The sequence below is a fragment of the Rania fehmarnensis genome (assembly GCF_056494185.1).
In genome coordinates, this window is the sequence record NZ_CM151398.1 from 579,392 (window position 1) to 598,499 (window position 19,108).

Annotated in this window: 12 protein-coding genes; 11 read left to right on the plus strand and 1 reads right to left on the minus strand. The window is 51.9% G+C overall.

Annotated elements, in window-relative coordinates; genetic code table 11:
• The first annotated feature begins 24 nt into the window (after positions 1 to 24).
• The 3 genes from SH573x_RS02070 (at position 25) to SH573x_RS02080 (ending at position 5,648) form a co-directional block, all read left to right on the plus strand.
• Positions 25 to 504 (plus strand): hypothetical protein, encoded by a 480-nt coding sequence (locus SH573x_RS02070; protein WP_479352630.1) that lies wholly within the window; start codon positions 25 to 27, stop codon positions 502 to 504.
• Entirely contained in the window at positions 494 to 673 is a 180-nt protein-coding gene (locus tag SH573x_RS02075; protein WP_479352631.1) for a hypothetical protein, read from the plus strand. Before SH573x_RS02070 ends, SH573x_RS02075 begins: the two co-directional genes overlap by 11 nt.
• 277 nt (positions 674 to 950) lie before the next feature.
• The gene (locus SH573x_RS02080) at positions 951 to 5,648 is read left to right on the plus strand and encodes a protein kinase domain-containing protein (protein WP_479352632.1); all 4,698 of its coding nucleotides are present in this window, start codon (positions 951 to 953) and stop codon (positions 5,646 to 5,648) included.
• A 59-nt stretch (positions 5,649 to 5,707) separates the two neighbouring features.
• On the opposite strand, the gene SH573x_RS02085 is transcribed toward SH573x_RS02080, so the two are convergent.
• Positions 5,708 to 6,340, minus strand: coding sequence for a sigma-70 family RNA polymerase sigma factor (locus SH573x_RS02085; RefSeq protein WP_479352633.1), 633 nt, complete (start codon positions 6,338 to 6,340; stop codon positions 5,708 to 5,710).
• A 326-nt stretch (positions 6,341 to 6,666) separates the two neighbouring features.
• On the opposite strand from SH573x_RS02085, the gene SH573x_RS02090 reads away from it, so the two are divergent.
• The 8 genes from SH573x_RS02090 to SH573x_RS02125 all read left to right on the plus strand — a co-directional run bounded on the left by SH573x_RS02090 (position 6,667) and on the right by SH573x_RS02125 (position 19,019).
• Positions 6,667 to 8,319 carry a hypothetical protein gene (locus SH573x_RS02090; RefSeq protein ID WP_479352634.1) on the plus strand — a complete coding sequence of 551 codons (1,653 nt, stop codon included), beginning with the start codon at positions 6,667 to 6,669 and terminating at the stop codon, positions 8,317 to 8,319.
• Between the two features lie 111 nt (positions 8,320 to 8,430).
• Positions 8,431 to 10,560 carry a hypothetical protein gene (locus SH573x_RS02095; protein WP_479352635.1) on the plus strand — a complete coding sequence of 710 codons (2,130 nt, stop codon included), beginning with the start codon at positions 8,431 to 8,433 and terminating at the stop codon, positions 10,558 to 10,560.
• Positions 10,561 to 10,644: 84 nt separating this feature from the next.
• Positions 10,645 to 12,966 (plus strand): hypothetical protein, encoded by a 2,322-nt coding sequence (locus tag SH573x_RS02100; protein ID WP_479352636.1) that lies wholly within the window; start codon positions 10,645 to 10,647, stop codon positions 12,964 to 12,966.
• Positions 12,966 to 14,927: a hypothetical protein gene (locus SH573x_RS02105; protein WP_479352637.1), complete on the plus strand. Its 1,962-nt coding sequence runs from the start codon at positions 12,966 to 12,968 to the stop codon at positions 14,925 to 14,927. Before SH573x_RS02100 ends, SH573x_RS02105 begins: the two co-directional genes overlap by 1 nt.
• A gap of 149 nt (positions 14,928 to 15,076) precedes the next feature.
• Complete coding sequence (locus SH573x_RS02110) at positions 15,077 to 16,207, plus strand: hypothetical protein (RefSeq protein WP_479352638.1); 1,131 nt, start codon at positions 15,077 to 15,079, stop codon at positions 16,205 to 16,207.
• An 11-nt stretch (positions 16,208 to 16,218) separates the two neighbouring features.
• Positions 16,219 to 17,010, plus strand: coding sequence for a YopT-type cysteine protease domain-containing protein (locus tag SH573x_RS02115; RefSeq protein WP_479352639.1), 792 nt, complete (start codon positions 16,219 to 16,221; stop codon positions 17,008 to 17,010).
• A gap of 53 nt (positions 17,011 to 17,063) precedes the next feature.
• Positions 17,064 to 18,641: a hypothetical protein gene (locus tag SH573x_RS02120; protein ID WP_479352640.1), complete on the plus strand. Its 1,578-nt coding sequence runs from the start codon at positions 17,064 to 17,066 to the stop codon at positions 18,639 to 18,641.
• Positions 18,642 to 18,713: 72 nt separating this feature from the next.
• Complete coding sequence (locus SH573x_RS02125) at positions 18,714 to 19,019, plus strand: alpha/beta hydrolase (RefSeq protein WP_479356856.1); 306 nt, start codon at positions 18,714 to 18,716, stop codon at positions 19,017 to 19,019.
• Positions 19,020 to 19,108: the final 89 nt, after the last annotated feature.

Here is a 19,108-nt window from a genome sequence, read left to right on the forward strand (position 1 = left end):
TTTAACACCACTCGAGAATCAACTATGGATTACATGGCTAAGGTGATTGAAGACATTGAAATTCATGACGTGGGCGCGATCAAAGTGTGTTTTCAAAACGGAGTCGATCCAAATGTGATTTTTCGGAATGAACCGCTCTTTCACGAACTAGTCAGCGAATATGGGAGAGGCCCGACATTCAAGCAATGCGTGCGAGCATTCGTTGACCACGGACTGAAATATGATCACGCGGCGATACTGACGGTATTGCTTGATGACGCCGAGGCTCTTAGCGCGTTGATTGAGGCAGATCCTTCGCTCGTCTCACAACGCTTCACCGTACGCCATGATGGGACTGTTGCCGCAAATGCACCGCGACGAAGCTACCATTTCAAAGATCGTGCAAACGATCATCCAATATCGGTACGGAATGCATTACGAGCTCAAGAATGTGCCGAATCAATACCTGCGCCCGCTGAGATCCGACTCAGTAGACTAAGGAAGGGTGGGCTGTATGAAACTTGACCAGTTGGCAGACATACTTGAGAAAGTCACCCAACCGGTGATCTTCATTGGTCATTTTTATCGCTGGCTTCTCGGTTCGACGGCTGGCCCAAGCCTATGGAATGGCGAGTATCCGATCCAACTTGATCCCAAATTACAGTACTTGATCGTGGTGCACGCTGTTTTGTGATGGCTATTTTGCGATATTCGACACGACACAGCGTGAGCTAGTACCATACTATTTTGGGGCATTAGCAAGTAATGGCTGGGGGTGCAGGAGGCTTGCGTTGCAACATAGTTGGTATCAATTATGTCCGACTGTGTTGGCTTCGATTTTACTTTGGAAGCATGATCCGTTTGTGTTACGATAGGTGCCCAAATCCCGATGTGCACGCCCCACGTGCTGATAGACTTGAACCTACCTCATCAGACTCTTTTCGGCCCACCGCCAGTTATTGCTTTTGGCTATGCAAGATCCCCAAGAATTGCCCAGGAAAAGCGTTGCGCTGGCACGCGAATCTCCTGTCCTTGATCGCATTGTTGAGCAGATTGTTGCGCAACAACAATCTGGACAGCAACCACAGATCCAGGAGTATCTTGATCGACATCCTCAGATGGAGGCAGAGATTCGTGAGGTATGGTCCGTGCTCATGCTGGTTGACCTTCTTTCACCCGGTCATTCGGTCCCAGAACATTCTGCGCCTAGGGACTCTGCTAACGATACTTCATCTAAGTTCTTGGTCGAGTCTCGGTTGCCTGAGTACGCATCGAGAAGCACTCAGGCAGTTGTTACAACGCCAGGCGAATTCGAAGCCAGCGGTGCATTTATTGGGAGGTACAAGATACTTCGGCAACTTGGCTGTGGCGGGTTTGGCACAGTTTATCTTGGTAGTGATACAGAACTGGATCGGTTGGTTGCCATCAAACTTGCACATCGTCATCGTATGGCCAGTGGTTCGGCCAAACGGTCTTATCTACTGGAGGCACGAACGCTCGCCAGGCTGGACCACCCCAACATAGTTCCGGTGTACGATTTTGGAATGATGACCGATGGGCGGTGCTTTGTGGTCTCGAAGTATGTTGACGGGCAAGACCTGGCTCAACTGTTGAAGACCAAGCGGTTCACCCCAGATGAAACCGCCAGGTTAGTATCCATCGTGGCTGAAGCGCTAGACTACGTTCATCGAGCTTCTATCGTGCACCGTGATATGAAGCCAGCCAATATTCTCGTTGGTCACGACCAAAAGATCTACGTGGCGGACTTTGGACTGGCGCTGGCCGAGTCAGCGGTTGACGAGAACGCCGCGCTGCTGGGTACCCCAACTTACATGAGTCCCGAGCAGATTCGTCGCGAAGGCCACCGTGTTGATGGCCGATCGGACCAATTCAGTTTAGGGATCGTGATGTACGAACTCTTAACGGCTGCTCGACCATTCCAGGGTAGCAACACTACAGAAGTAATGCGGCAGATACTGTCCACCGATCCAGTTGCACCCCTGCAGATGAACTCAGCGGTTCCTCACGAACTGAATCGCATTTGCATGAAGCTCCTGTCCCGGCTGGCATCGGAACGCTACGACGATATGCAAGCCTTAAGGGATGATCTGCGTCATTGGCAGAAACTGGAGCGTATCAACGACCATCTGGCTGACGATAGTACAGCTGCCTCTGTTGATGATCTTACCCGGTCACTAGCGGTGATAGAGCCGGCGCGCAGGGTACCAAGTACAACAGTCGTGCCTCGCGGACTGCGAGCCTTCTCTCAACGGGATTCTTATTTCTATTTGGACCTGATACCGGGTGTCCGCGATCGCGACGGACTTCCAGAGACGCTTGCGCACTGGAAGAGCTGGGTAGAGACACCTGAGAGCCTGAGCGAATGGTATCGCGTGGGTGTGATTTCAGGACCGACCGGTTGCGGCAAGTCTTCCTTGATGCGTGCAGGCCTGGTTCCTCTGCTTGGGCCAGAGGTGATAACGGTCCTGGTGGAAGCAACTCCCGATCTGACGGAAAAGCATCTGCTCAGTCAGCTCGAACGCTGCTGCAATCTAACGGCTGCGACGACTCTACCGGAGATCGTGATGGAGGTGCGCCGCGGTGGCGGACTGCCGTCTGGAAAAAAGCTGCTGATCATCATCGATCAGTTCGAGCAATGGTTGCATGGAAACTCTGAGCCAATGGAAACAGAGTTGCTCCGGGCCGTACGGCAAAGCGATAGCAGCCGAGTGCAATATCTGCTGCTGATTCGAGATGACTTCTGGCTGGCCTTATCGCGATTTATGAAAGCCGCTGAATCGCCGCTGCTCCTGGGGCGAAATGCGATGATGGTCGATCTCTTTGATCCGCGGCATGCCAAGAAAGTGCTCACGGAATTCGGAAGAGGCTATGGTGTGCTACCTGCGAAACCTGCACAGCTCTCACGCGATCAAGAGCAGTTTCTCGAGGGTGCGATCCAGAGCCTGGTGGTTCAGAACAAGATCATACCAGTTCAATTATCGCTGTTTGCCGAAATGGTTAAGTCGCGGGACTGGTCGCTGGCTACGTTGGAACGCTTGGGTGGATCCATCGGCATTGGATCGCAGTTTCTGAGTGAGTCCTTTTCGGTAGGCTATGCCCCAGCCAGACAGCGTCTGCATGCAGAAGCCGCGAAGTCCGTCCTCATGTCGATGTTGCCCATGACTGGTACGGATATCAAAACTCGTCGTCGATCATTGGAGGAACTTCGCGCTGCCAGTGGTTACACTGACCGCGATGCGTTCCAGAGTCTGATGACGGTCCTCGAGTCCGAGCTAAAGCTAATAACAGCGACGGACGCTTATGATCGTACGCGGTCCGATTCCAGCACGGTGGAGAGCGAGCCCACGACCTATCAACTGTCACATGACTTCCTGGTACCCTCGATTCGTGACTGGTTATCGACACAACAGAAACGAACCTGGCGAGGCCGAGTCGAGCAGACGATCCTACAGCAGGCGGAGTACTGGTCCCATAATCGCCAACGCAGGTTTTTGCCCAGCTTCTGGGAATGGCTACAAGCCCTGTTTCTGCTTCCGCGAAACCGACTAGGCGTCCTCGAAGCGGAAATGTTAAGAGCCCGCGATCGCCTTTCATGGATACAAATCGGTTTGGCCATCGCCATCTTGTTGGTAGCAGCTTGGGGCGCGCAGACTACCTTGCAGGCGCTCAGCATCAACTCGCTGGTCTCACGACTACAAGTGGCCGAGACTTCGCAGGTCCCACGATTGTTAGCCGAAATCGACCGGTATGGACCGTCTGCGCAGAGAGCACTAGAGTCAGCACTCGACCGCGACGGCAGCAGCACTCGCGAGAATTTTTTACTCCAGCTTGCGCAGCTACCTCGACACCCAGAGCTCAAGCGATCTGTGCTCGATTATGCACTTCATCAAGCAGAGCTGACGGAAGTCGAGCTAGCATGCAAAGCACTGCAGCCTTACGCCGTGGAGATTGCCGTCGAGTGCTGGAAAATCATTGAGTCTGCTGAGATCGAGTTCCAGAATACACGCTCTCAGCTGCCCCGTGCTGCGGACGACTCGCACCTCCATGCCCTAGTCTTGTTAGCTGCCGTCGATCCTGGTAGCAACTCATCCGAAGTCAGGTCGCAGCCGACCAGCCATGAACTGCCGGGCGATCGCTGGACTAAGCTTGGCCCAACTGCGGCTACGATCGCTGTACGCGCGGCTACACAACATCCCAATCAATACAACACAATCGTGGAATCGCTGCGCCCCATATCCGATCACTTAGTGTCCGTTCTTCAACAGACGATTGGTCACCCCGATTATGACAGTCAGGCTTTCTCATCTCTATCATTGCTGCGCGATTTCACCAGCCGTGATCAGCGTCGACAAACCGTTCAGTGCCTGTCCGCTTCGAAATGGCAGCGACCCTACATAGTGCCCGCGATTGATAAACTAGATGCGGACGCATTGCGAGCTGAGTTCAGCAAGGCGGAGACTTCACCGCCCGGTGACCAAAATCACCTACCCATAGTCCAGCGCCGCGCGATGGCCGCCACTTTAATGCTGCTGACACAACATACCGATCCCATCGCTTGGACAGTCTTTCACCGCACGACGGACCTGACGAGCCGTTCATTGGCTATTCAGTTGGCAAGCGAGTTTAGAGTGCCTGCGGAGAAAATCCAGCGACGCCTGCTCGAGGAGACCGACCCTGGTGTGTTGACTGCTTTGCTGCAGATACTCGGCGGCATAACGGCGGAACGTACAAATTTGGATGAGCGAACCCTGACCAGAATTGCCGAGTTGTATCATCATCATCCCGATGCAGGTGTACACAGTTCGGCCCACTGGTGCCTCACGCAATGGAACGACACCGCGATGTTAACCTCAGTGCCCAAGAGCACCAACGAAGACAATCGACATGGCCCACGCCAGCCCCAGCGGTGGCTAGTAACGCCTTCAGGGGCGCTAATGGTAAAGATCGATGGTAGATCGGTTGGATCAATTGGTCGCGATTTTCTGATTTCTGCACACGAGGTGACTATCGATCAATTCCGCGCCTTCATTCCCGGGCGTTACTTCTCCGACGAATTTGGGCCGACGGGTGACTGCCCCGCGAATATTATTAAGTGGAAGGATGCTGCCGCTTACTGCAATTGGCTTTCAGCGCAAGAGGGCTTGAAGGAGTTCTACCCTAACGACCAAGAGGAGCTTGCCAGTTGGCAACCTTCGGAGTCTGATCTCAATGGAAGCGGTTACCGTTTGCCACAGGAAGCTGAGTGGGAATGGGCGGCACGCGGCGGTACGATAACCGATAGGCCTTTCGGAACTGATGAGAGTTTATTGGTCCACTACGATTGGTGTCTGGACAATGCGTCCAGCTTCACTGCCAGACATCGAAGTTATCTGCGCTCCCTGTATGCAGATCCAGATATCGCGCGCTCCAAGCCGGTAGGGCAATTATTACCAAACGAATACGGTTTGTTTGACGTCTTGGGAAATGTGGCTGAGTGGTGCAACGATCTTAGTCCGCAAAATCGCGTCGAGCGGGCCATTCGCGGTGGCGCTGCCGCCGGCGGCATTCGCTATATGCGCGTTACCCGTATGGGCACCGCGCAGCCGAACGAAGAGTTCAATTCCAATGGGTTTCGAGTCGTGCGAACTTTGCCGGCCACGGATCGCTAGCCACCCACACGCTCATGGGGCAATCAGAGTGCGCGAAGGATAGCGGAGAAAACGCTAGTTCATTCAGACCAGGTGATGTTGTTTTTCTGAAGCAGATCTTTCATCCGTTTCAGAGCACGCAGATGCCGCTGCCGACAGTTGTTTTCACAAATTCCAAGCTCTGCGGCTGCCTCTACGGTCGTCAATTGTTCGACATGGCGCAGCAACAAAATTTCTCGGTCGGTCTCGGGGAGGGACTCGATGGCCTGTACCAATAGCTCGCGAAGTTCTACCTTTCGAAAAATCGAGCTGGGGCTATCAATACGGTCACTAAAGTAACCAGTTAGTACATTCGAGGAATCATTGGAACTTCTAGGCAAAGTCTGTTCCCGACGAATGTCTCTGGCTTGGGTCAAGATGTGGCGGCGCACTAACTCCGCCAGCTTTTGTTTGGCCAGCAAACGTACCCAAACGAAGTAAGGCATATCCGCCTTGCACAAAAACTCGGGCAGCCTCCTTGAGATCTCGATGTGCACTTCCTGCAGTATATCCGATGTCTCCATGCAGCGAGTCAAACGCTGATCCATTCTGGCTGCGATCATCCTTCTGAGTCGATCGCTGTGGAGCATAACCAACTGCTCGAATGCATTCGAATCGCCATTGGCGGCCAGTGTAATGAGAGTCTTTTCGGTGATGTCCGGATGAGATTGCATAGCTTGTGGGGGATCACACGTAGTTGACCGGATGACGCTACGCCTGGAAAGGGAATCAGAGATCCACGGCTGGCTGCTCATTCTACCCCGCACGTATCAACTTCATTCGCGCGCTCCAAAAATTTTTCGACAATTCGTGTCGCGCTTTGGAACGCAATTGCAGAGTTAGAGTTAGAAGGCTCTCGACGGCAGTACTACTTGCGATGCCCCCTAACACTCTGATCTTGAACTTTATGCGCATACCCCTCCTGTTCTCAACACCTTGGCGCGCCTCGATTGGCAACGCTGCTTGTGCAATGGGGGTAGTCCTCATGAATGGGAGGACGATGCAACCCTGTCTGCTGGTGCTTGGGTTGATCTGCTTTGTTTGCGGCACCACCAGTGCACAGTTGAACGTGGCCGTGGCGCAGTTCGCCATCCAAAAGAATGCCGTCGATCAGGACGAATTGACTCTCGAGTTGGCAACGCCACGAATCCTCAAAAATATTCGCATCCTATCGTCCAATGCAGTGTTGAGTTCTGGGGCATCGGTCGCAGATCTGAGCAAAATTCAATGGAACGAAGGGGAGCCCGATGTTTTTCTATTGTCGGGCGTCATAGGTAAAGATGGCTCTGGTGCGTTGAGTGCACGCGGCTTGTTGGCCAGTAAAACCGAACCACAAATAGCCGTTATACGGGCAAGCGGCAATGACCTTGCCAGCATGGTTGATGATTTGTTTGCAAAGATCGATCAAGCGTTTTCGCAAGCTGCAACGCCAGTGCTTTCGGGTAAGTGGGAAAACACAAAAACCAAGTCGCAATACTTGATCACGCACTGGGAATCGAATTTGATTGTTCGCCTTTTGGATGCCCCGCTCAGGCCTGGTAGTGGTGACTGGAGTTTTGCGAGGGGCACAATTGGGTCGGCAAAGGGAGTTTTGTCTGCGAACTTTAAGTTCATGCACCATGACTACAAGTTCGGACGTGAAAAAACTCCATCAATTGTCGCCGAGAAGATTGGCACCATTGAGGCCACGGGCAGGCGGATCGTTTTCGAAGGCGATGAGTGGCGTAGGGTGGTCAGTCGCCATCCTAAGTTGCTCGATAAGGACTTGGAGAAGTCGCCTGAGTTCATTGCGGAACTGTTGCGCGGGTTCGAACGCACCAGTCAGTTCAAGGATCCTAGCTTTCAGAGAGAGGCACTGCTGCTCGGACGGCAGTTGGCGTTTCTTGAATCGCATTTGGGTTTTGTGTGGAGTGGGTTTGACGCGGATCAGGTGCAGAAGCGCATTGGCGAGTTGCAGTTCCAGCTCGAAGACAAAACACTGGGTAAGATCCCAGGCGCGGAACTTCATGCGGGTATCCCGCTGATTGGTGGCTGGACCAGGCCCGGCGATTCCAATCAGGAATTGTTCCGCTTGACAGTTCGAATCGCTGGCGACCCCGACGAGATCTTATTTGAGATTGAACGATTGGGTGCCGAGTGGCCAGATCAGCAGAGGCTGTTGCGGCAGTACGTGGAGAAGCTCGCGATCCCCAAGAATCCAACAACCGGCAAGTACCTCGCATTCGCACCGCCGGATCAAAGCAAGCGAAGACACGTGGATTGGGGTGTTAGGTTGGCTGGAGCGAACGATCTCTTTCGAACGCTTCCAGTCGACCCTAAGAATTTTGAGTCGCTCAAGCAGCTTTCGAATGAGCAAATTATCACTACAGCGCAAGGACCTGCGCCTGGTCGGCTGAGTATTCAAGAAGCCAATCTAGTCTTTAAGGTCAGCAAGGTAAATCTAGATCAGCCCCAGATTGGTCAGCAAACCATCACTGTCGATTATCGCGACCTATACCAGAGAATGGTTTCGGTGGGTGAGCAGATGGTGGAGGTAAAACTGCCCCACAGTGCGACTGGCACTCTGGTGCGCTCAGAGACCATTCTGGGCAAGGAGCTTCAGCCCGGTGAGCTTAAAAATGATCCATGGAAAAAATCTATCCCGTCGCGTTGAGTCCTTAGCAGAGAGGTAAGACAAGCGATTCTCGGAATCTACCAGCCAATCGAAATGTATTCCTCAAAGTGATTTACTTCGAGCCACAATTAACCCTCACGGAGCAACCTTATGTTTCGAGCGTTCTCTCTTACTGTGCTTCTGTCAGCCCTCGTAGTGCAAATGGCTAGCGGGCCATCAAGTGTGCAAGCTTCCGATGCTCTGCTGTACATGTCGCGAATCGATGTTGAAACTGACGTCAAGATCCCCAATCCGCCAGTGAAGACGATCTATCAATCGCACCTTGATAAAAATCAGTACTACTACATGCCGTCGAACATACGCTTCGCGCAGGCGACTGACAACAACAAGGCAGCTGATCCCAAAACACCTGCGACGAACCGACCAATGTTTACCATCTTGAAGTTCAACTTGGCATATAACAACGGCAACTGGGTTGATCTCACCAAGAAGTCCGAGGAAGAGAGAAAGCAAGATAACGAGGTCTACCAGGGTGGAGTGTTAAAGGCGACGTTTACCTTCGGCCTTTATCCTGGGGAGTTGCAGACCATGCGCAACGCTTTGGCCGAGTATCTCAAGAAAGCGAACCCCGGAGCTGAAAAGACCTTCAAGCTTGGCAGATTTCCTTTGGACTCGGCCAGTTTTGTGGTCTCCATAACAGATCCAGAGAATAAGGACGTAAAAGTCCAGCTTGGACCTTTTGGTGCGCCGATCTCGGATGACATCGTCTCGATCATGGCACCTCTCTCGCGATCTGCTACCGATATCTTGATTCCCGTGATCGAAAACAAGGGGTTTGCCGATGCGCCGATTGATATCGCTCTGACCATGAAGTACAGCGGGTTCGACGTCCCGTATGAGGTAAGCGTCAAGGGCGATTGGTCAGAGGTCTACAAAGCATCGGATACTAAGGCCGAGGCCAAAGCCAGCTACTGGTTTTTCGATTCCAATGCTTCCTATCAGAAGACGACCTCGGAAATCGCTACTAACTCCAAGATTGAAATCAACATCTCAGGGCAACCCAAGGCGAAGAAGCCCGACGGATCAGAGTACGACCCAACTGAGGAAATTAAACAGCGGGTCATCGATCAGATCATGAAGTCTGTTTTCGATACCGACACAATTAAGCCCTCGGCAGAGGATCAGTTGGGTGCAGATCAAGGCAAGGCAGGTGATTCAAAAGGAGAACTGTTTGGCAAGCCGGTTGGGGTCAGTATCGGCTTTGCGATGAAGGAAGTGGACAAAAGGAAGACCGGTAGCATCTCTTACACTCAGAGAGGTTACCAGATGGTTGAGACAGTAGATTACCGCTATGCGAAATTAGACTTCGGCGATATCGATCCCAAGTATCACCTCGTCGAGGTGAATTCATCTGGCTGGGAGGTTTCGACGCCGGGTGTCGAATTTGCCATGGACCTGCAACCGTGGTTCGTTAGCAATTCAGCCACCATTGCTTGGCCGGGACCCAAAGGGCCACAGGTACGAACTGTACCAACTCCGAGTAAGCCAATAGTTTTTGGCCAGGTGGCAAGCTACGGAGTATTTGACGCGCCTGGCAAAGGCGCAAGCCCGGTAGTTCCGATTACTTTTCAATGTGCTTTCAATTCCAATCCAGCCTCGCTTGAGAGCGCTGGGATCAATGTAAGCAGCCAGGAGACGAAGGCCTCCTTGGTCGCTGCGAGCACGATCTATAAGGCTATCTATGGAACCACAATCTCCATCCCACTGGACAATGATTACAGTCGTCAGCCTAACGCTTTGATCAGTGAAGCTGCGATTGCTGTCAAACCTCAGCTCTCACGGGTTAAATTCAGCATTGTTTCCCCAGAAAACTACGGCGATCTTAAGCTGACGTTTGGTGCTCAAGGCAACGTGGGTATCAGCAGCATAACACTCAACCAGAATGTAACTACTTCTATACCAGTGATTGATGCCAAAACCAAACTACTGAAAGTGGATAAAAACAAGAGTCCTGAATTGCAAAACAAGAAAGGTACCGCGAGCATCGCACTGCCCAGCATCAAGGCCGAAAGCGATTGGTTTGAAACGCAAAGTGGCGATTTGTATTTGTTTCCGTCACCTGCGGCGAGCTTTACGATTTCGTATACGGTTCAAGCAGGCCGTGATGCTCAGGGCAAGCCGCGAACCAAACAATTCAAGGATGTACCCTACGAAGCGGATAGCACGATTACGGTTGATCTGATGTCCGTCTTTCCTGACCTCGTCGCAACCAATCCCTAAGCCCTCCTCGTCACTGATCGAAGAAAGCAGTTTTACGAACTGCTTTCAACCTTCCACTTGGGCAACTCAAAAGGTAGGTGCTCGATGCAGACACTTCGGATATCGATCGTCGCAATTTTGCTTTTGCAATTTGCGACTACGGTGCGAGGCGAGGAAACCTCCCAATGGGAAAATCCTACTGACAAAAAGTGCTTAGTCTTTCCGACGCGCGTCAAGGTGGGGACACGTCAATTGACAGCCATATTCGCAGAGCCCGGTACACAACCCAGATCGTGCTCCATCCGGCTGCAGCTAGACTTCGATAGCCTGGTTGCAGACAAAGAGAGAATCGAAAAAGCACACCCCGGTTGGACAGTGCAACGATTGTCGCCAACGGAAATAACATCCCGCGCCGAACTCGTTACCCAAGAACCCGACGGGCAAGGGCGAACCATAGTTAAGTTGCTGCCAGATGATCCTCAAAAGCCCAACACGTATATCCTCAACGAGAATGGCTTGCGAGCCTCGATAGTTGTGATAGATGGATCTGCAACATCTACCCGAGAAGACTCTGGTGCTAACCAGTTGTTCGAGCAACTGCAGGCAGGCGATCCGAGAATCCAACTGCGATTGACGATCGCGCTCAAGAAAGGTTCGCAGGTAACCGCTACCTACTCGGTTGATACAGTCAAACTAGTTGAAGCACTCGGCAGCGAGCCGTTTACAGTTGCTGAGCTTGAACAAGCCTGCAAGGTTGCCGTGAAGTGGGAAAACGGCGGTGACTCCGCCCCTGTCCGGTCTGAATTGGTCGGACGCCTGACGAAACACTTTAAGCTCATTGAGCCGTCTTCAGATCGCCCGTCCAAATCAGAGAATCCAGAAACCTCCCGCCAGTTCGTGTTAACCGAAAGAGCCAGGCAAAGCTCCAAGCTACAGATGTCGCTTAAGGATAGCTTTGCCTTCACGAATCCAGAGTCAGAACGCGAAGTGGTCTACTCCCTAAAGGACTGGAGTGACATTCTTAGAAAAGAGAACACCGTAAGTCGGTCGGACAAGCAAGATGCAAAGTTGGAGGTTCCCAAGTCGCCTGAGGGTTCCAAGGCTGAGAATTCGAATGCAGAAAAGGACACCGCGCCATTCAATACGAGCGCCATGGACTCGTGGGAGCTTTTGCGGGGGCCAAAGGGACTCACTGACGCACGTGGTGCGTTACCGCTGCGGCTAACGATCGATACCAGCCGGGACTCAGGATTTCGACTGGTCAAATACAGCATGACGAACGATGAAGCCAATGCCCCCAGACAAGGCGGCTACATCCAGTTTCGTTTACTTGCTTCGCATCCGCCCGTCAGTCTGGGCGAGAAAATCTTGCCCGCTGATTTGGCTTGGACGGCGCTCGAATTGCGATTGGGACCTGAAGCCAGATTGCGAAAGCTGACCTATGACAAGCCAACACAACTTTCATTTTTTGTTGATTCCAAACTCAGCCGCCAGGAGTTGGATTCACTTTGGTTACCCGCTTCTATTAAGGATTCCGAGGGTCAACAGCGAAAGGTGAATCGAGCACAACAACCACTGATTCGGTCCCATGCAGTAGCCCACGACTACGTTTGGATCGAGGATGCTGACGCGTTGACCTTCCGCGCTGTTAGGTCTGAGTTCACCAAAACCTGCCAAGCATGGTCGGCCCGAACACAAAAATCAGCAGTTGCCGAGGACGATGGCAGGTTCCCTTGCAGTTCGGCGGATCAAATCGAAGCGTTTATCGAGTTTTGCATTGATCAGCCCGGCGTGTTTTCCAAGTTGACTCCGCGTCCACATAGCCTCGAACAGAAGTTGGCGTTATTTGCTCAGCTTCGACAAGCTTGGTTGAAATACGATCTGCTTGATAGCGGGGCGAGTCAGGCACTTCAATTGATTGCGCAGCCACTGACAGCCCAAGGTGAATTAGTCGGAGCGTTAGACAGAACGCTGCAAGGCTGGTCGTTGGTCGAGCGGTATCGGCAATTTGAAACCGATATGAACCAGGCAGACTGGGCACTTGAAGAGCTGTATGTACCTGGGTACGAACGAGAGACGGATCAACGCATTCATTTCTGGCCAATCGGCGAGTGGGACGAGCGGGGGATCCAGTCCGTTGGAATCGAGGCTCAGTTCACTGACCTTGTATCCAACTTTTCAAAGTCTCAAAAGTTCTTGATGCCCATCGATCAGCCATATGTTTGGCAATTCAAGAGCCGGTACTCAGAACAACTGAGCCTGCGATGGCGGGTCTATGCCTGTCGAATGAAAGACGGTCGGGTGAAAACGGCTACACAACCGATGGCATGGGAGAAAAGGGAGCCAGCGGGCGTATTTGACGAGATCGTTTACCTGGATGACTCGGCTGCTAATTCGGTTCTTGGTTCCAATGCGAGCGGGAGCTGATGTTGTTGCCTCGAGTTTATCCGGTCCACCACGTAATCCTGCGGTTTATGTTGTTGGCTGTTGTTGGCTTGAACTTGATCGGCGATCCCGCGATCGCTAGATCGGAGATTCCAAAGTTGACGATAGCCGATTCACTTAGATTCTATTCACAGCTCTCCAACGAGACGTATCAGCAAGCGACATTTAGCGATGGAAGAATGAATTTCCCAGGGCCCGTGCAGGTTCTCGGTGTTACTTTAGGTGAGCAGCATTCGATCGCGTGGGTAGAGCAAACTCCGACTGACCGCGCAACGCGCTTGAGGAAAGATCCATCCGGTGTGCGGGTGATGCAGATGAATTTTGGAGCTGTCGACTACGATTCTCCCGCTGTAAGTTGTGTGGGTGGAGCCGTTGGCAACAATGCTCAAGTGCGGCAATTGCCCATCGCAGCCTCTCCCAACAGTCTTGAGTTCAAGTATTGGGATACGACCAAGCCAACCTCGGGCGAACTGCACAAATACAGCTACTCAGGCTCAGCCCGCCGGTTCATCAGGTCCGCTGCCGAGAGAGATGCACAAGCCAAAAAAGACAAGCTGGTGGAACTGCCTGCTGTGCAGCAGGGGCAGATCCAACTCCGCAGCTTGAACTCAGATGCCAACAGCGGTTGTCAGCGAAGTTATAGACTAGCCTTAGACGAGTCGGACGGGCTCGCGGTTACGGGAACCGTTGAGTTTGTCGTTGGCCTGATCCGAATTTCTTACACTTCCAGCATTCCGCTGGACAGTATTTCCTCAGAGCTTAAATCTGCGCTTCAACAAGTGCTTGCAGCCAAGCCTCTGCCTGAGGCCAAGCTGTTTACCAATGGGAATATGGTCTGTATGTGGTTCCCCGGGGCTATAACTCAGGCCCTAGTTATCGACTTGGAGAGAATGGAAAGGGAGTTCCTGATTGGGCTCACCGCAGATACGCAGGAGCTGATCAATCAGTACGATTTTTCTGAACGGCAGTTTTTGCAGGCCTCTTACATTCTTGGTCGGCTTAACCTAATCACGCGTTTCGCCTCGAGTATCTCCGCAGAGTTGGGTACGGTCGAGACGTCACGAGTTCGAGGCGCAGCCGTCAACGCTATCGCGGAATTTGAAGATCTGATCTTCAGGTTGCCGGTCCAGGTTGATAACGAAAACTGGACCCTGTTTTACAATGCCCGTACGAATAAAGGTCGGTTGGTTCCCGCAGAATTGAATTGGGAACCCACCAATGGGCAAGCTTTTCAGTTGAAAATAGCCAATCGTCCCCTGACCTTGCTCATGATTCTCAAGTCATCCAAGCCCATGGTATGGACTAGCGAGAAACTGGGGCTGCTCAAGAACAAACTAGCTGAGGACAACCGATTCGAGCAACTCAGAAGCGCAGATATCCAACTTGGTTTTCCAAAGCAATCAAGCGCTGCTTTGGCAAACATAGAAAAGTCGGGTGATCGTAAGTCTACCATCCGGTTGCAGGATTTCCGCGTGGTTCAACCGGATGTGGTGGCCCTCAAGCTGACGGCTTCCGAGAGCGATGCTCAGGAACTGAGAGAACTCTATTTGCGTTCAGTAGGGCTGCCACTTCAGATCTCTTTGGAAAGCTACTTTCATAATCAGAGAAGCAGTGACCAGCAGGCGACAACGGAATGTCGAGTTAAAGCTCCCGATTTTAAAGTTGTTTCCGCACAAGATCAGTTCTTGCCCATCACTGTGCTGGTGGATGCCGCCATCTTTGGTGATGACTCCGAACAGTTCAAAGTGCGCTTGCGCTATCCGGGCGAGTCTCAAGAATTCTCTGGAGTTGCCACCAAAAAGTCAGGCACCGCAACTATCGAACTTCCAGTTCGAACCAAGCAGTCAGAGATTCAGCTAGAGGTCCAGTACTGGTCCCCCAGCCGCCAGGATTGGGTGACCGAAGCAACCGGCATTGAAGGTCTCATTATCATCGATCGCTAGCCCATCGGCAAAGTGATTTCTCCGTCACAGAAGCGTGTTACATGATTCAACGTCCCAAAACTATGGTCCAGTTTTTGCTTTTCTTCAGCCTCATCGCATTAGGGATGGTTGCACAGTCCTCTGCGCAAACAAAAGATGCGAAGAAGCGAGTGGGCCCAACGCCAACCCCACAACCACAGCCTGCACCACAGTCTGCACCACAGCCTGCACCACAGCCTGCAAACAACGATGGCGACTCGAATGTCAAGAAGTACAAACTGGCGGTCGCTCCCTTTACGATTGGTCCGGGCGTGGGTTGGACCGCTGCCTCACTGGATAACAAGCTGGCGGCCGCGGCCAAGAATGGTTCGATCTACTTCAGAAAGATTCCGTCCAACGCTCTGATGGAGTCTCGTGCCCAACTGCAAGAGCTCAATCGCGTTGAAGATGAGGCGGTCGAGCCAGACTTTCTTTTGTTGAATTGTACTGTCGAGAAGGCTGATACTCAGCGATTCGAGATTTCCGCGACGCTCGCTTCTGCCGATCGAAGCAATGAGATCGCCGTAATCACTGCGTATGCGAATGCATCGGGTAACACGGCGGCTGAGCTAACGGCTGAACTTTGGCGCAAACTGGATCAACCCTTGGAGATCCTGAGGGAGCGGCCCAATCTTGTTGGTGAATGGGAGGACGTAGCGCTTCAACAGCGAGTCTCGATCGAATTGGATGAGGGCGTTCGGCTCGTCGCTCACCCGAGCCAGCATTGGTCAAACGGCGATGGCTCGATCAATCGGATCGAGCAAAAAATCAAAGACGCGGGTATTGATCAATACTACAACTTGTGGACCATTTTTGATGGACAGTGGCGCCGGGGCATGCTGGAAGGCCGATTCTCGGGAAGCAACGGATACTTCTCCTCGCTCATCATCGCAACCTACCAAGAAGACCGGCAGGAGAGACGCTTGAACCTGTCGTTCTCCAATGGAAAGTCGCTGGTCTGGCGTTACCTCCCACCTGAAGTGGACAGTGGCTATTGGAAGGCACCTGACGGGCGGACTTTCAAATTTGTCCTTGGCGTCGATCGAATGTCAGGAATAACCGCTGACCCTCCCGCGTCACCGGATCAGTGGAATCGCGTAGAAGCTTTTATGCGAGGTAACGATCTCTACGTCACGTATCTTCGCGGTGATCGAATCCTTGGTAGAGCGACCGGCAAACTCGATTGGTCCCGCGACAACTCCGCACCCTCAAAAATGACCATTGACAGTCAAGAGTGGAAATTTAGTCCTTTAACTTATTAGGCGATGTGCCGATGACCAAGTTCACCTTAAACATGCTCTTCATCCTTGTGTTAGTCGCGAGTTACCTGACTACACCGACTTATAGTCAGGATCTGTACTTTATTCCGTTTGATCAAGCGTCCGTTCTTTCCAGTTTGGCCGCTAATGACTCCGCAAACTGGAACAAGCATCCAGAGTGGAAAAGAGGAATCTGCTGGTCGTTGTCCTTGGGATGGATTGATTTGGGGATGTCCCAGCTCAATGGCAGCGACCCAAGTCTGGTATTTAAAAAAGATGGCGGTACGGGACGTGTTGATCTCCTTAAAAAACAAGGAGGTACAGCTGACTTTGCCAAGCGATACACACGATACCTCAATATGTTCGACCGCATCAAACTGGAGTATCCGGAGTACGATTCCGACCCCTTGGTACGGATGTCCTCTCGATTCGCTCTAGTCGAAATGAATAAGCCGCTCGGTTCTACCTATTTCAGGCGCATCGAGCCAGGGCAGAGTTTCGAGTTTTCAGATGCACAGGATCCAACACTGACCAAGATGACGAATGTTTTGATCTCGGCGGATACGACATTCATGATGATCAACGTGCGATTTAATAGTGGCGCTGCACATACCGTAGCCGCTTTTGGGAAAGACAAGAAGGTCTATTTGTTTGACCCCAATCAGGGAGAAGACTTTTCAAGTAAGTTCACCAAAGCAGATCTAGGTATGTGGTTCGACAAGATCGCGGACAAGATCGCGACAAAGACAAAGCGAGACAGCATCACTCGATTGAGTTGCGTAACCATCACATCCGTTAAGAAATAGCTGAAGCCCACAACCCGTCCACACAATTACCCAATCTAATGAGGAAAGAAAATATGATGAACCAAACTGAAATACGATACGGTGCACGGAGTCGTAGGAACCCCCGTGGCTCATTCTCGATTGCTTGTGTTTTTGTAGCTCTTGCGAGTTGCTTTGGTGTGGAGTCGGCCTGCGCTCAGACAGTGGAAACAGCGTCCTGGATGGAGATATCTTCCCCGGGGAGTGGTGTGGGGGGCGTCTTCTTTGTTGGCGATAGCAAGCAAAGAAGCGTCGTGAAATTTGTCGACGAATCTCCGAGCCGCGTGCTAATTGCAGAGGCCATTTTGGGATTGGTGAATGTGCCAACACCGCAGACGATTACCTTCAGCAAGGGCTCTAAGGAGTTCGAAAGCGTCTTCAATAAAGTGACTGAACTCAGCCAGAACGGGTCTGACCGAGTAAAGAGAGTGTATGCAGATACCGTAGCACCTGCCTCCGTAGTGCAGATTCAAACCTTGATTGCTGGTGCAGGCGGATCGGAGTCTGTGCAGGGAGTTTTAAATGGTTTGACAGAGTATTTGGGACCGCCAGCTGACGCCAAGAATCCGAAAGGCCCAAAGGTACCGGTCAAAACAACCGTTTTGCTCGGCAAAAATCCACAATTCAATGAGCGACTTGCTGCCGTGAACGCGTTGCTGAAAGCCCTGAGCGACACTGCTCAGATGGAAACACTGGGTCGGCTAAGTATTGCAGATGCTTATTTGGGCAATGAAGATCGTTTGCAGAAGCCCACCTTGAATCTGAATAACTTGATGATCAATCGGGAAGGGAAATTCGTCGCCATCGATAACTTCGCAGATGCACCGGATATTCAGAGCCTCGCTTGGGAAATCAAAGCCTATGAGCTTTCTAACAGTGCCGAGCAGTTTAGTAGTCAGAAGACCAAGCGCGAAGAGAAGATTGAACTTGCCAAGAAGGATTGGTACGACAAGGTTGTTTTTGGTTACCGCATGAGTTCCGGTATGCTTACGGCTAACTTGAATACAGCGATGGACCACCAAGCCGAGTCAAAACGCATTGCCGATGTTTTCAAGGACCTGACTTGGAAACTGTTGGCGGAGCTTTCCGAGATCAATACAGCCCTCATGCCGACCAAGGCTGGCGGTTCGAAGGCGGCAGGCGGGATCACTCGTATCAAACAGAATGATGCCGTGTGGACATTGACCATCGTCTCCAAGATCTCTGAGTCAAAAAACTCGGACGGTGGGGCGCATTTGAGTACAACCGATTACAAGTTGGATTGGAATGCAGTGCAGAAGGCCCTAGCTAAGGGGATGAGCGAGGCAACCAACTTGATCATCGCAGGCTCAGGCGTCACCAAGGCAAACATAAAAGACTACAGTGTGGACACCTTTATAAAAGGTGCGATCGGTGCACAGTTCCAGAAGGCTCGAGCCTCAGCCAAAGGTGAGCTTGACGCCGAAACGCTACTCCTGCGTTCCAAGTTTATGTTCCTACGCTCGGTAGAGAAGAAGACCAAAGATCAAATGGAGCTGCAGACGCTCTTTAGGGATGTCGATGTCAAGAAAGAGTACAAGGTGACTCTGTGGTGCAATGGTTCCGAACGAGGCCTTATCGTTACCAAGAAATAAGCACGTGGACATGACTATGAACCAATCGACAAAATTGATGAGAGCAGCTGTCGGCCGAATTTTGCAGCTGCCATCTATCCGGAATATCTAGTTCAACAGAGCCAACCGGGTGTCGAAGTTAACACTGCCAATCTTGCTTCGTATATGGAAGTACCCGCCCAAACTCCACCGATATTCTGGGTTCATGCGAGTGACGATAACGTCGCAGGTGCCGAGAACAGTCTGGTCATGCTTAGTGCAATGAAGAATGCGGGCATTACGACGGAACTTCACGTTTACGCGCATGGCGGGCATGGGTTTGGGGTTCGCAAGACAAGCGAGCCTGTTCCGCTTGGACCGAACGTTGTGCTGACTGGCTGCGTAGCATTGCGATGCTAGAACAGAGTATTGAACCTGGTGGCAAATAATAAGCCGTCATGCGACTGTATTGCATGTTAGGAAAAAATCTAAAGCCAATGCAGGCATGA

What these genes read in the sequence shown, in the direction of transcription:
- SH573x_RS02100 (WP_479352636.1), top strand. Translation starts at nt 10,645, where the DNA reads ATGCAGACACTTCGGATATCGATCGTCGCAATTTTGCTTTTGCAATTT.
- SH573x_RS02115 (WP_479352639.1), top strand. Translation starts at nt 16,219, where the DNA reads ATGACCAAGTTCACCTTAAACATGCTCTTCATCCTTGTGTTAGTCGCG.
- SH573x_RS02090 (WP_479352634.1), top strand. Translation starts at nt 6,667, where the DNA reads ATGCAACCCTGTCTGCTGGTGCTTGGGTTGATCTGCTTTGTTTGCGGC.
- SH573x_RS02120 (WP_479352640.1), top strand. Translation starts at nt 17,064, where the DNA reads ATGATGAACCAAACTGAAATACGATACGGTGCACGGAGTCGTAGGAAC.
- SH573x_RS02080 (WP_479352632.1), top strand. Translation starts at nt 951, where the DNA reads ATGCAAGATCCCCAAGAATTGCCCAGGAAAAGCGTTGCGCTGGCACGC.
- SH573x_RS02085 (WP_479352633.1), bottom strand. Translation starts at nt 6,340, where the DNA reads ATGCAATCTCATCCGGACATCACCGAAAAGACTCTCATTACACTGGCC.
- SH573x_RS02075 (WP_479352631.1), top strand. Translation starts at nt 494, where the DNA reads ATGAAACTTGACCAGTTGGCAGACATACTTGAGAAAGTCACCCAACCG.
- SH573x_RS02070 (WP_479352630.1), top strand. Translation starts at nt 25, where the DNA reads ATGGATTACATGGCTAAGGTGATTGAAGACATTGAAATTCATGACGTG.
- SH573x_RS02105 (WP_479352637.1), top strand. Translation starts at nt 12,966, where the DNA reads ATGTTGTTGCCTCGAGTTTATCCGGTCCACCACGTAATCCTGCGGTTT.
- SH573x_RS02095 (WP_479352635.1), top strand. Translation starts at nt 8,431, where the DNA reads ATGTTTCGAGCGTTCTCTCTTACTGTGCTTCTGTCAGCCCTCGTAGTG.